Annotated in this window: 3 protein-coding genes; all 3 read right to left on the bottom strand. The window is 68.0% G+C overall.

Annotated features, from left to right (window positions below; genetic code table 11):
* Positions 1–58: 58 nt before the first annotated feature.
* The 3 genes from SB786_RS02120 to SB786_RS02130 are packed head-to-tail and all read right to left on the bottom strand — an operon-like array spanning position 59 to position 14,669.
* Positions 59–9,154, bottom strand: a complete 9,096-nt coding sequence (locus SB786_RS02120) for an amino acid adenylation domain-containing protein (protein ID WP_410725963.1) — start codon at positions 9,152–9,154, stop codon at positions 59–61.
* Positions 9,151–13,065 carry an amino acid adenylation domain-containing protein gene (locus tag SB786_RS02125; RefSeq protein WP_410725964.1) on the bottom strand — a complete coding sequence of 1,305 codons (3,915 nt, stop codon included), beginning with the start codon at positions 13,063–13,065 and terminating at the stop codon, positions 9,151–9,153. The genes SB786_RS02120 and SB786_RS02125 overlap by 4 nt, the downstream gene beginning before the upstream one ends.
* Entirely contained in the window at positions 13,053–14,669 is a 1,617-nt protein-coding gene (locus tag SB786_RS02130) for an MBL fold metallo-hydrolase (protein WP_410725965.1), read from the bottom strand. The genes SB786_RS02125 and SB786_RS02130 overlap by 13 nt, the downstream gene beginning before the upstream one ends.
* Positions 14,670–14,672 lie beyond the last annotated feature (3 nt).

The raw sequence follows: 14,672 nt of genomic DNA on the forward strand, positions 1-14,672 counted from the left end.
CGAAACAACCCGAGGCGGGCCGCATGGCGCCCGCCGGTCAAACCGCGCCGGGCCCGCATCACGTTTTCTCCTCGAGCGCATCGTCGGCGGAGACTTCGTGCGTGCGCTTCAGGCGCAGGCCGACCCGGACCCTCGGGCTGGCGGCGGGCGCATTGCCGGAGAGCGAAATGCGATCGACCGGCGTGGTCGGATCACGGAGAAAGACGTCGTGGATCTCGAGCAGTCGATCGCGCATCGCGGCGATGGTCGCGGCGCGGAACAGGTGGGTGTTGTAGATGAACTGGATGAGGTGCCTGCCGTCGCTTTCGACGATCTGGAAGGACAGGTCGAACTTGGCCGTGGTGTCCGTCTGCGAGCGGTCCGTGATGCGAAGGCCCGGCTGAGGCGCCGGCATCGAAATGTGGTTCGCCTGAATGTCGAAGATCGGGAAATGGCCCGCCGGGGTGCGGATCCGGAGATCTTCCAGCAGGACATCGAACGGATAGGACGCGTGCTCCAGCGCTTGCGTGGAGGCTTTCGCCACCCCGTCGATCACTTCTGCCACGGTCGCGGATTTCGGCACCGGCACGCGGAGCACGACGGTATTGAGGAACACCCCGATCTGCGCTTCGAGCTGTTCGCTGTCGCGCCCGGCCGACACGCTGCCGATGACGATGTCCTCACGCCCCGTGTAGCGGTGCATCAGCACGCAGAACGATGCCAGGAGCACCGCGTAGAGCGACGTATGGTGAGCGCGGGCCAGCTTCCCGAGCCCTTCCGCCTGCGGGCCGGACAGTTCGACTTCGAGCGTCTGCCCGGCATGACCGGGCCGCTCGGGGCGCGGGTAGTCGGATGCCAGTTGCAGGCGGGGCAGCGGCGGCGCGAGTTGCTCGAGCCAGTACGCGCGATCCGGGGCGGCACGCGTGCCTTCGAGGCTGGCGTTGTGCCACGCGGCGTAGTCGCGGTACTGGATCGAAAGCGGCGGCAGGTCGCGTCCCGCATACAGCGCATGCAGATCGTCGGTCAGCACGCGGATCGACCACGCATCCGATATCACGTGGTGCATGTTCAGCAGCAGCAGGTGTTGCTCCGGCGCGAGCCGGACCAGCTTGACGCGAAAGAGCGGTCCCGTCGCGAGATCGAATGGCTGCTCGCTTTCCGCGCGGATCAGCGCATCGATCGCTTGCGGCCCGGCATCATCCGCGAGATCGATCTGCTCGACGCGGAAACCGGAGGCTTCGCGCGTGAGGATGCGTTGCCGCAGCTCGCCTTCGATCATCGCAAACACGGTGCGCAGGCTCTCGTGGCGATCGACCAGCGTGTCGAACGCACGGACGAGGCGCGCCGTATCGACCGCGCCGTCCAGTTGCAGCGCGCCTGCCATGTTGTACGTGGACGGATCCGCGCCGCGGCTGGCGAGCCAGATCCGCTTCTGGGCGCGAGACACCGCGTAGGACGATTGCGCGGCAAGGGCCGGGATGATCGCATCGCCACCGGCGTCGTCGGCGGGCGTGGAAGCCAGCTTCTGCGCGAGCGCACGCGGCGACGGCGCATGGAAGATATCGGCGATCGCGACGTTCAGTTTCAGTTCGCGCTTGATCCTGCTGACCATCTGGATCGCCTTGAGGCTTTGGCCGCCATGCTCGAAGAAATTGTCGTCGACACCGCCCGGCTGGCGGCCGAGCACCTCCGCGAAGAGGCGCAGCAGCGCCGCCTCGACAGGCGTCCGCGGTTCGACCGGCACGCGGTCGGGCACGGACGCGGCCTCCGGGAGCGGCAGCGCGGCGCGGTTGATCTTGCCGTTCGGCATGACGGGCAGGGCCGGCAGCAGCATCAAAGTGTCGGGGACCATATGCGCGGGCAGTTTGTCGCGCAGTGCATCGCGCAGGCGTTGGGGCGTCCAGCCGGTGCCCGACGCGTAGCCGCACAGGGTCTTTTCCGAGTCCGACGTGTCGCGGACGACCACGACGGCGTTTGAGATGCCGGCGAGACCGGTCAGCGCGGTTTCGATTTCCCCGAGCTCGATGCGATATCCGCGGATCTTGACCTGGAAGTCGCGGCGTCCGAAGAAGTGGAGATTGCCGTCCGGCCCGAAGCAGCCGACATCGCCGGTGCGATACAGGCGCGCGCCCGGTTCCGGACTGAACGGGTCGTCGCGGAACACCGCCCGGGTGCGCGCTTCGTCGAACAGATAGCCGCGCCCGACGCCGGCGCCGCCGATGCAGATCTCGCCCTTGACGCCGACCGGGCAGAGGTTCATGTCGGCATCCACGACGTAGAGGCGCAGGTTCTCGATGGGGCGGCCGATCGGAATCGCCGGCAGCTCCGGCGCGCGCGCCATGCTGTAGTGCGCCACGGAGTCCGACGCTTCGGTCGGCCCATAGGCGTTGATGAGCCGGACACCCGGATTCAGGCGGAACCACGCTTGCGCGGACGCGGGCTGCAGGGTTTCGCCGATGGTCAGCAACGTTTCGAGGTGCGGGAAAGCCGGTGCCGCATGCCTTTCCAGCTCGCCGAGAAAGGTCGCCAGATAGGACGGCACGAATTGCATCGCCGTGATGCGGTCGCGGTGAAGGCTGTCGATCAGGCGCGCGGGCTCGAGAATCACGGCATCGGGGTAGATCACCGTCGTGCCGCCCGACACCAGCGCCGCGAAGCACTGCCAGACCGAAATATCGGAGCAGTGCGAAGCGGTCTGCGCGACCGCGCTCCGCGCGCCGAGCTCGACCCGGCGCGCCATGGCGAGCACGTGATTGAGCATGCCGCGATGCTCGACCATCGCGCCCTTCGGTTGGCCGGTCGAACCCGACGTGAAGATCACGTAGGCCAGGTCCGCGGGCCGGCAACGCGGCGTCACGGCGTCTTGATGGTCGGGCAACCGGGTGGGATCGACCAGCGGGATCGACGCCACGGCCGGCGGCGGCACGCAGTCCGTGGCGACGATGACCGTCGGCCGGGCCAGCGTCAGGATGGTCTCGACCCGCTGGGCCGGATAGGCCGGATCGACCGGAACGTACGCCGCGCCGCACTTCCAGATCGCCAGGATCGTTTCCAGCATCAGCGGCGAGCGCGGCATCCAGACGGCGATCCGGTCGTCCGGCTGGATCGGCGCGGTCCGCAGCAGATGGCCGGCGATCCGGTTGGCGCCTTCGACGAGGTCCCGATAGGTGCGGACCTCCGTGCCGTGGCGGACCGCAATGCGCTCCGGATGAGCGGCGGCCACGGCCTCGATCAGTTCGGGCAGCGTCCGGTCGGACGGAACCGGCGCGGAGCTGTCGTTCCAGCCGAGCAGGATGGCGTCCCGCTCGGCCGCGGTGAGGAGCGCAATGCTGCGGTTCGGGCGATCTTCCGCACCGGCAAGGCCGGCGAGCAGCGTTTCGACATGGCGCAACAGGCGGACGATCGTGTCGCGGTCGAACCGGCCATCGTCGTACAGCACTTGAAGCGACAGGCGCTTGCCCGGCGTCACGACCAGGGTCAGCGGGTAATTGTTCGGATCGGACACCTGGAATTCGCCGATCCGCAAGCCGGGCAGCGCATCGGCCAGCGCTTCCTCGACCGGATAGTTCTGGAAGATGAGCAGGCTCTCGAAGAGCGGCACGCCGGGCGGCAGGCCCGCGAATTTCTGAATGTCGGCGAGCGGATAGTGCGCATACTCCTCCTGCTGCGCGAGATCCATCTGCAACTGGGCGAGCCACGCGGACGTCGGCCGCGTGTCGATGCGGACCCGCACCGGCAGCGTGTTGATGAACAGCCCGACCATTTCGTCCGACGCCGGCAGCGACGCCGGGCGACCGGAAACGATCGTGCCGAACACGACGTCCGCTTCGCCGCTATAGCGGCCCAGCAACTGCGCCCACGCGCCCTGGGCGAGCGTGTTCAGGGTGATGCGGCGGGTTTGCGCGAACGCGACGAGCCGCCGCGTGTCGCTTTCGGAGAGCAGCAACTGTTCTTCCACATAGGCGCCCGGCGCGGCCGTGCCGTCGAGTTCGGGGCGTCCCAGCACGAGCGGCGTCGTGGTCGGGAAGTCCTCCAGCTTCGTCTTCCAGAAGCGTTCCGCCGCGGCGGCGTCCTGGCGCGCCAGCCAGCGCACGTAATCGGCGAAGGCGGGCGGCGCGGCGCGCTGCGGGGCGCCTTCGTCCGCCAGGTCCTGATAGGTGGCGGCCACTTCGCTCAGGAGCCGGGCGGAACTCCACCCGTCGAGCAGGATGTGGTGATGGCTCCAATGGAAACGCCATGCGTGATCTTCCACGCGAAACAGCGCGAGCCGCATCAGCGGCGCCCGGGTAAAGTCGAAGCCGTGTGCGCGGTCTTGCGCCACGTAGGCCGCCCAACGCCGTTCCGCTTCCTCGGGGGACGCCGCGCGCAGATCCTCGTCGTGCCAGGGCAAGTCGATACGGCGATGCACGACCTGCACGGGGCTTTCGATTTCTTCCCAGTGAAACGAGGTTCGCAGGATGTCGTGCCGGTGCGCCACCGTATCCCACGCGCGGCGGAACCGTTCGACGTCGAGCGCCCCGTCGATACGGAAATCGAGGCTGCTGAAATAGGCATCCGATGCCGGTTCGTACAGGCCGTGGAACAGCATGCCTTGTTGGGTCGGCGTCAGCGCGTAGACGTCGACGATCTCGTCCGGTATGACCGAGGCCAGCGCCTGCGGCAGCGCATTCGCCGGCTGGCCCGACGCGGGCGGGGCCGATGCGGACTGCGCTGCATGGTCGGCAACCAGCGATTCGAGCGCCGCGAGGTAGGCTTGCGCAACGCGCCGGATGGTGTCGGCGTCGTGGCAGGCGCGGCTGAATTCCCATGCAACGTGCAGGCGGTTACCGGTCACGTACGCGTTGACGTCGAGCAGGTGCTCGCGCAGCTGGTTCACATTGCGGCCGTCTCCGCTCGGCTCCGCGGCCTGTTTCCAGTCGCGGGCGGCGTTCAGCATCTGGTCGGTCTGACCCAGGTAGTTGAACAGCAGCCGAGGCTGCGGAACCGGGCCGTCGAGCCGGTCCCGCAGCAGACCGTAGGTGATGCCCGCGCTCGGCACGGCGCGCAGTTGCGTCTTGATCGACGCAACCAGGCGAGCCGGGTCGTGCGAGCCGGCATCGACCGTCAGCACGACCGGGAACAGGGACGTGAACCAGCCCACCGTGCGCGAGATGTCGAGATCCGCGATCAGTTCCTCGCGCCCGTGCGCTTCGAGATCCAGCAGCACGTCGGCGCATCCGCTCCAGTCGCTGACGGCACGCGCGAGCGCGGCCAGCAGCACGTCGTTGATCTGCGCGTCGTAGGCGCGGGGCGCTGCGCCCAGCAAGGCCGCGGTCGCGGATTCGCCCAGCTCGACCACGATCGTTTCGGCGGACGACACGGAATTGGCGGCGGCCGTTGCCGCGCGATCGAGCGGCAGGCCGGGCAGGGTGGCACGCGCCAACGCCTGCCAGTGGGCGAGGTCGGCGTCGGCGGCGCCGGAGCCGACCCAATCCGAGATGGCTCGCGTCCATGCGGTCCAAGTCGCGCCGCCGCCCGCGAATTCGGGGGCCTGGCCGTGGCGCAGGCGGGTATAGGCGTCGTACACGGTTTCGAGCAGCGCGCCCCATGACACGCCGTCGATGACCAGATGATGGGCGACCAGCAGCAAGCGCAGCGATCGTCCTTCGTCGACGCGGAGCAGGTCCGCGCGCACGACGGGGCCGTCCGCCAGATTCAGGCTCGCATGTGCGTGCGCGACGTGCTGCGCGAGCTGGTCGCGTCCGATCTCGACTACGCCGACGGGAATCTCCGGATCGTCGACGACTTCCTGGATCCAGCCGGACTCGCCCGCACGAAAGCGCAGTCGCAGCGCGTCATGCCATTTGACCGCGTGCCGCAGCGCCTGGCGCAGCACGACCGGATCGAAATCCGCCGGCACGTCGAGCAGGACCGCCTGGTTGTACTGGTCCTGGTCGTCCTTGCGCTGCGCGAAGAAGTCCTTCTGGATGGGCGTCAGCGGCAACGGGCCGGACGACGCGACGAACTCCGCCGCGCCGAGCGTGCCGCGGGTGGCCACGGCGGCGAGTTCGGCCACCGTCGGATGCTGGAAGATAAGCCGGGTGGTGAGCTTCAGCCCTGCCTTGGCGGCCAGCGACACGATGCGCATGCTGAGAATCGAATCGCCGCCCAGCGCGAAGAAATTGTCGTGGATGCCCGGCGCCGGGATGCCCAGCGCTTCGCCCCAGAGGCGGCACAGCAGCGTCTCGGTGGGCGTGCGGGGCAAGGTCGGCGCCTGTCGCGCGGCGGACAGCCGCGCGCGGTCCAGCGGGGGCAGCGCGTTGCGGTCGATCTTGCCGTTGCCGCTCAAGGGCAGCGCGTCGAGCACCACGTAGATGCCGGGCACCATGTAGTCCGGCAGCGTGGCGGACAACGCGGCGGCAATCTCCGCGTCGCTCAGCGACGCGCCGGCGCGGAACGCGACATACGCGCACAGCGCGGCGCGGCCGACGTCGTCGCGATAATCGAGCGCGGCCGCCTGGCGGATTTCCGGAATGGCGGCCAGCGCGTTGTCGATCTCCCCGAGTTCGATGCGGTAGCCGCGGATCTTCAGCTGATGGTCCTTGCGGCCGTGGAGCACGATCGAACCGTCGGGGAGATAGCAGCCGATGTCGCGGGTGCGGTACATGCGCACACCGCGGTCCGCGCGGAACGGATCGTCGAGGAACGCTTCCCGCGTGCCGGCTTCGTTGTTCAGATAGCCGCGGCCGACGGCGACGCCGGATACGCACAGTTCGCCGGGCACCCCGATCGGGCACAGGTTCATCTGCGGGTCGACGACATAGATGCGCACGTTGCGGACCGGCTTGCCGACCGGTACGTAAGGCGTGGTCGGCGCGCACGTCATGCGGTGCTGCGCGACGTCGTCGGACGCTTCGGCCGGGCCGTACGCGTTCACCACCGCGATGTCCGGGAACACGTCGAACCACCGTTTCACCAGCGCCGGGCTGACCATCTCGCCGGTGACGAGGAGGTGCCGCAGGTGCCGCATCAGCGCGGGCCGTTCCGACGCGTGGTCGAGCACGGCGGACAGGTAGGACGGCACCAGTTCGAGGATGCTGATCCGCGCGGCTTCCAGGGTCGCGACGAACGACGCCGGGTCGCGGATGCACGCGTCGTCGACGATCACGGTCTTGCCGCCGACGAGCGGCGCCGTGAAAAATTGCCAGACCGAAATATCGAAGCAATGCGGCGCGGTTTGCGCGATCACCGACGACGCCGAGATCGACAACTCGTCGATTTCGGCGAGCATGTGATTCAGCATGCCGGCGTGCTCGACCATCGCCCCTTTGGGCTTGCCGGTCGAACCGGAGGTGTAGATCACGTAGGCGAGGCTGTCGGGCGACACGGGGCGGCCGGGATTGGCGTCGTCGCCGCCCTCGGTGGCGGCGTCGAGCGACACGACCGGCGCGAGCGCGGCCAGCTCGGGAGGCAGGAGGCCGTCGCAGGTAACGACGAGCGCGGCGCCGGAATCCTCGAGAATCGTGCGGATGCGGGCCGCCGGATAGTCGGGGTCGATCGGAATATAGGCGGCGCCGCACTTCCAGACCGCGAGGATCGCCTCCATCAGGCGCTCCGACCGGTGCATGCAGATCGCGATCAGCGCGTCCGGCCGCAGCTCGACGGCGGCCAGCAGGCGGTGCGCCAAGCGGTTGGCGCGGGCGTTCAGCTCGCCCGCGCTCAGGACGATATCCCGGTACTCGACCGCCGGCCGCTCGGGGTGGTCCGCCGCGGCCTGTTCCAGGCGATGCACCACGGTACGCGCGGCGTCGAACGGCACGTCGGTATCGTTGAAGGTGTCCAGCACCTGCCGGCGTTCGGCGTCGGGCAGCATCGGCACGCGCCCGAGCAGCCGGTTCGGATCGGCCGCGAACGCGTCGAGCGTCGCGGCCACGTGGCCGAGCATCCGCTGCATGGTGTCTTCATCGAAGCGCCGCGGATCGAACGACAGCTCCATCTTCCAGTCGTCGCGCGCCGTCACGACGAATTCGAGCGGGATGTCGGCGCGGTTGTAAAGCTGCACCTCGTCGACCACCAGGCCATGCGCGCCATGCGTCAGCGACGCATCGAGCGGGTAATTCATGAACGTGATGTTGCTCTCGAACAGCGGCGTCGTCAGCGGCACTTCGCTGCAGCGCTGGATATCGGGAAGCGGGGTGTGCTCGAACTGCGCACGGGCGGCCACGCGCGCCTGGATCATCTTCAGCCAGGCCGCGAGCGGCTGCCGCGGGTCGACCCGCACCCGCACCGGCACCGTATTGATGAACAGGCCGAGCATGGTTTCGATCCCCGGCAGGTTGGCGCCGCGTCCGGACACGACGGCGCCGAACACCACGTCGGTTTCCCCGCTGTAACGCGACAGCACGAGCGCCCAGGCCGCTTGCGCGAGGGTGTTGAGGGTCACGTGATGCCGGGCCGCGAATTGCCGCAGGCGCGCGCTCAGGTCGGCCGATAGGTCGGCCTGGACTTGCGCGAGGCCCTGGCCGAAGCGCTCGCCCGCTGCCGCGCGCGCCGCCGTGGGCAGCGGGGTCGGCGAGCGGAACCCTTCGAGATAGCGCGTCCAGTATTGCTGCGCGGCTTGCGGTTCGCGCTGCTGCAGCCACTGGATATAGTCGCGATAGGGGCGCACCGCGGGGAGCGCCGGCGGCACGCCGCGCGTGAGCGCGCCATAGACGTCGAAGATTTCCTCGATGACGAGCGACAGGCACCAGCCGTCGGCCAGGATGTGATGGTGGCTCCAGCTGAACAGGTACGCGTCGTCAGCGACGCGCGCGAGGCGGCAGCGCACCAGCGGCGCGCGATCGAGCGCGAAGCCCTCGGCCAGATCGTTGTCGAGATGCGCGCGCCAGCGCGTGCGCTGTTCGTCTTCCGGCAGGTCGCGCCAGTCGTCCTGCACCCACGGCAGCGCGGCGTGCGCATGCACGACCTGCATCGGCTTGTCGAATTCCTCCCAATGGAACGACGTGCGCATCACCGGATGCCGATCGACGAGCTGCTGCCATGCGGCATGAAACAGCGCGGGGTCGAGGCTGCCGGTGATCCGGCAGCCGAGCTGGTTGAAGCTGCTTCTCGTGCCGGGCGAGTGCACGGCATGAAAGAGCATCGCCTCCTGCATCGGGGAGAGCTCGTAGATATCGGCAATGGTGGGGGATGTCACGATTTGATCCTTGAAACAAGCGCATCCAACGCTTCCTGGCTGATGCGCGCGGCCGGAAAGTCCGTCGGGCTCAGCCCGCGCGGGTCGCCGCCGCTGGCCGCGACGATCGACAGCAGACGGCTGCGGTAGCACTGCGTCAACTGCTCGATGACGTCCGGCGCGCAGGCTTCCCGGTTGTAGTGCCAGGTCAGGCGCAAACGCCCGTCGAACACCATCCCGTCGATCTCGAAAAGATGGCCGCGCCGCGCGCGCGGACTGTGCTCGGGGCTCTGGAAGTCGAGCACCGGCTTCCAGCCCGTGTCGTCGGTCAGCACGCGATCGATCTGGCCGAGATAGTTGAAGCGCACCGGCGCCGGCGGCTGCCGTTCCAGTGCCGCCGCGATGCCGGCGTCCTTGCCGAGGTAGCGCGCGATGCCGTAGCCGAGCCCGCGCATCGGCACCGCGCGCAACTGTTCCTTGACGTTGCGCAACGCCTCGGCCGCCACGGTGGCGTCGCCGGCATTCAGGAACACCGGATAGTGCGCGGTGAACCAGCCGATGGTGCGCGACGTATCGACACCGTCGAAGAGGTCCTCGCGGCCGTGGGCTTCGAGATCGACGACCAGCGAAGCGTTGCCGGTCCAGTCGCCGAACGCGAGCAGCAGGGCCGTCAGCAGGACTTCGTTGATCTGGGTGTTGAACGCGCGCGGCACGTCCTGCAACAGCGCGAGCGTCTGCTGCGCGTCGAACTCGATGACCGCCGTGCCGGCTTCGGCGACGGTGCCGACCGGCAGGTCGTCGAAGCAGGCCTGTTCATCGGCGTTTGCCTGGAGCCAATAGTCCAGTCCGTCGAGCGCGGTCGCGCCGAGTTCGGACAGACGCGTCGACCAGTCGCGCCAGGCCGTCGTCCTGGCCGGGAGCTGCACCGCTTCGCCCGCCTCGAGCTGGCGGCACGCCGTGTACAGGTCTTCGAACAGGATGCGCCACGAGACGCCGTCGATCACGAGGTGATGCGCGACCACGAGCAGGCGCTGCGGCTCGCCGGGACCGAACTGGAACAGGTGGGCGCGCAGCAGCGGCGGCGCGGACAACGTGAAGCTTTCCTGCATGCGGGTGGCGGTCGCGAGCATCTCGGCCTGCCGCACGGCGGGCGCCGCGCCGGCCAGCGACGTGACGCCGAGCGGGATCGCCAGCGGCGGCACCGCATGCGATTGCTGCCACGCGCCGGCGACGCGCTCGAAACTGAGCCGCAGCGCGTCGTGATGCGTCGCGACGGCCGCGAGCGCGTGCTCGATCACGTCCGGCCGCAGCGACGCGGGCACCTCGATCATGGTCGACTGGTTGTAGTGGTGCGGATCCGCCACGTCTTGCGCGAAGAACCAATGCTGGATCGGCGTCAGCGGGGCGGGACCGACCACCGGCTCTTGAGGAATCCGGATGGGCGGCGCATCGACGACAACGCGGGCGAGGTCGGCGATGGTCGGATGGGCGAAAAACTGATCGGCGGTGAATCGCAGGCCGACTTGCTGGGCCAGCGACATCACCTGAATGAGCAGGATCGAGTCGCCGCCCAGTTCAAAGAAATTGTCGTGCACGCCGATCGGCTCGCGGCCCAGCACCTCGGCCCAGATCCTGCCCAGGCGCGCCTCGACGTCATTGGTCGGCGCGGCATACTCGGTTTCGCTCGCCACGGGCGCCAGTTCCAGCGCGGCGAGCGCCTTGCGGTCGGGCTTGCCGTTCGGCGTCAGCGGCAGCCGTTCGAGCGTCACGATCGACGCCGGCACCATGAACTCGGGCAGGCGTTCCTTCAGGTATTCCCGCAGGCCGGCGACGCTGGCCGTCGCCGTCTCGACACAGGCCACCAGCTGCCTGTGCTGCGGCGTGTCCTCGCGCACGAACACGATCGCGTCCGCGACGTCCGCGTGCTGCCTGAGCGCCGCTTCGATTTCCCCCATTTCGATGCGATAGCCGCGAATCTTCACTTGCATGTCGCGGCGCCCGGTGACTTCCAGGTTGCCGTCAGGCAGCCAGACGCCGAGGTCGCCGGTGCGATAGAGGCGCTCGCCCGGCTCGAACGGGTGGTCGACGAAAGCGGCGGCAGTCAGGTCGTCCCGGCCGACGTAGCCGCGCGCCAGCGCGATGCCGGACACGCAGATCTCCCCCGTGCAGCCCTCGGGAGCCAGTGCCCCGTGCTCGTCGAGCAGGTACAGGTGCGTATTGTGGATCGGCCGGCCGACCGGCAGACGGGCGCCGTAGGCGGTGGCCGGATCGACCACGTAGTCCGCGATGCAGACGGTGGCCTCGGTCGGGCCGTACGAGTTGTGGCACGTGCGGGTGCGGGCCAGCTCGCGCAGATCCGCCACGCGGGCGTTGTCGCCCGCGCTGATCACCCGTTTCACGGCGCCGAGCGCGTTCCAGTCGAGCGCGGCGAGATAGGCAGGCGTCGCGTTGACGGTGGTGACGCCCTGCTGCGCGATATATTCCACGAAACGCGGCACGTCCCGGATCACGGCAGGCTTCGCCAGCACCAGGCGCGCGCCCGCGAGCAGCGTGACGAAAATCTCCATGATCGAGCCGTCGAAGCCCGGGGAGTAGAACTGGACGAACCGGTCGGCGGCGTCGAAACCGAAGGCGTCCACATGGTATTGCGCCATGTTCAGGAGCCCTGCGTGTTCGAGCACGACGCCCTTGGGCACGCCCGTGGAGCCGGACGTGTAGATGATGTACGCGGCGTCGTCCGGCCGGACCTCGGCCTGCGCCGATGCCGCTGCGGGTGCCAGCGTGTCGAGCTGAAAGTCGAGGGCGAACATCGGAATCGCCCAGAAATCGGCGAGCAGCGGCAGGTGTTCCGACTGCGTCAGCAGCGCCTTGACCTTCGCGTCCTCGATCATGAAGCGCAGGCGCTCCTGCGGAAACTCCGGGTCGAGCGGCAGATACACCGCGCCCGCCTTGAGGGCGCCGAGCAGGCCGACGATCCAGCGCTCGGAACGGTCGGCCACCACGCCCACCACGTCGCCGCGTTCGATCGCGTATTCCGTGAGCAGGAAGCTCGCCAGCCGCGACGCCTGATCGTCGAGTTCGGCATAGGTCAGCGATGCGTCGGCGGTCGCCACGGCGATGCTGTCCGGCGCGGCCGCGACCCGTTGCGCGAACTGCGCGAGGAAGGTGCCCTGCACCGCGACGGGCGCCGCATGCGAACGAAGTCGCGCACGTTCGTCGTCGTCGAGCAGCGACACGGTGTCGAGCGGAGCATCCAGCGTGCCGAAGCCGGCCAGCACGTTGCGCAGGTGTCGCGCGACATGCTGGAGATAATGCAGCGTGAACGCCGTCGGCCGGCCCGTCAGCACGATCTCGTAGCGCTCGCGATGCCGGATCTCGATCGACAGGTCGTGGTCCGCCGCCGCCCAGTCTTCGTGAAGACCGTCGAAGCGCACGCCTACGTTGGTCGTGCGGCGTTCGCCATGCAGCTTGTGCGCAAGGGCGGCGATCGGAAAGTCCTGATACGAATAGCTACGCTGCACCCTGTCGCGAACCTGGTTCAGATACGCGCGTACCGTGGGGCCGGGCTCGATGGCGTCGAACAGCGGGACGGGGTCGGCGGAACCGCTCGCGGGTTCGACGATCAGGTGCGGCGACTCCACGAACAGGCCGGCCGTGCCGTCGTAGCGCGCGAGGACACGGAACAGGGCCGCCAGCAGCACGACGAAGGCGCCCAGCGCCTGGCCGGAAGCGAGCTTCTCCAGCACCTGCGACGCGTCGTCGTCGAGCTCGAACGTCAGTTCCGGTGCTGGGCCGAGCGGTAGCGCATACGCTTGCCACGCCTGCTGAAGCCGGAAGTCTTCGTCGATGCGATCGAGCGCGTCGCGCCAGAACGCCACGTGTTCCTGGTATTGCCCGCTGGTCGAGAGCGTGTTGAGATTCAGTTCTGACAAAGCACGATCTCCCTCTTCGCGTACAGGATTTCCGAAGCGATGCCCTTGGCCTTGCAGTGCGCGACGAACTGGGTGGACTGGATATGGCTGGGCGAGTTTTCGTCGAAGGTGTTGTCGAGGAGGTAATTCAGCCACGGCTCCTGACCCATCGCGTACACATATGCCGCGTTGAACGCGAAGTCGTCCACCAGCGCGGCGGCCTCGTCGAACTTGCAGCCCCGCGCACGGCGCGACTGATCGATGTCGCGCGGCAGCGCCTTGGGAAACAGCGGGCCACAGACCCACGACGGCGGCGCGCCCTCGGTTTCCATCCCGACGAATAGCGTGTCCGGCTTGCCGGTGAGGCGGAACACATGCTCGTAAAGGGTGGGGTCCAGGTTGCACGAATCGGCGATGCACAGCACCGAGCGCGTGCCGAAGCGGATCATGTAGCTCTGCTTGCTCTGGATCGCCAGGTCGTTGTGTTCGCCCAGGAACGGAAGGGCGGTGATGGCGCCGTTGGTCACCTTGATTTCCTGAGCATCCCGAACTTCCAGCACGTCGTCGAAGCCGAGCTTGCGCAACGCCAGTTGCAGTGACGGATCTTGCGGAAAACCGTCCAGGTTCCTGCCGACCACCACGGTCTTGACCTTGTGGCGAAGCTGCAGCAGCGTGTCCAACACAATGTGATCGTGATGGCTGTGCGTGATCAGCACGTAGTCGATCTGGTCCGGCAGGTCGGCGAAGGTGTAGCGCGGCAGCGCGGTGTCGTAGCCGTAGCTGATCACCGGATCGATCAGGATGCTCACGCCGCGGCTCTGAATCAGCAGGCACGCGTGTCCGTAGTAACGGATGCGGATGTCGTCGCCATCGAACGAACGATCCGGTTTCGGTGCCGGCGCCTCCTCGACGAAGAACGAGCGGAACAGCGGCTCGTCCTTCTCCTCCACGCGCATCAGATCGACGATTTTCGCGTAGCTGCCGGGCGTGTCGCGCATGCGGAACAGCGTGTCGAGCGCGCGATCGTCGAAGGCCGTGTTGCTGAACACGGTGCGCGCGTCGCTGAGCCGGGGCGTGCTGAGAATGAATGGCCGGGGCGTGTGCTCGTCGATCGCCGACAGGGCGATGCTCTGCGCGTCGCGCACATACAGCGGGCTCGCGTACAGCAAGCTCTCGTAGACCCGAAAGGACGGGTTGTGATTCAGGTCGTAGTAGATCTCGACATAGCCTTTCAACACCTCGGGAATCTGCGGGTAGAGCGGGTCCGAAGCCATCCCCTTGGCCTGTTCCAGCAGCAGCGTGGAGAATGCCTTGTAGGCCTTCGCCAGTTCCAGTTGCCGGGTCGCGCGCCGGGTGGTCTGCTCGATCAGCGCACGGATTTCGTCGACGCGCTTGCCGTCCAGGTCGAGGAACGGGCCGCCGCGCATCGCCGGATCCTTGCACGCCGCCGCATGCATCATCGGCGATGCGACATAGGACTTCATCAGCGGCAGGAACCGCTCGGCCACGTTGAGGGCGGCGGTCAACGGCGGAAGCGTGTGAAACCACGCGTACCAGCCGTTGATCAGCGGTTCGAACTGGATGTTTGGCCGCAGGTAGACCTGCGTGTTGGACGAAATGGTCAACGA

This window comes from Burkholderia sp. SIMBA_062 (assembly GCF_046534765.1).
Taxonomy (GTDB): Bacteria; Pseudomonadota; Gammaproteobacteria; order Burkholderiales; family Burkholderiaceae; genus Burkholderia; species Burkholderia ambifaria.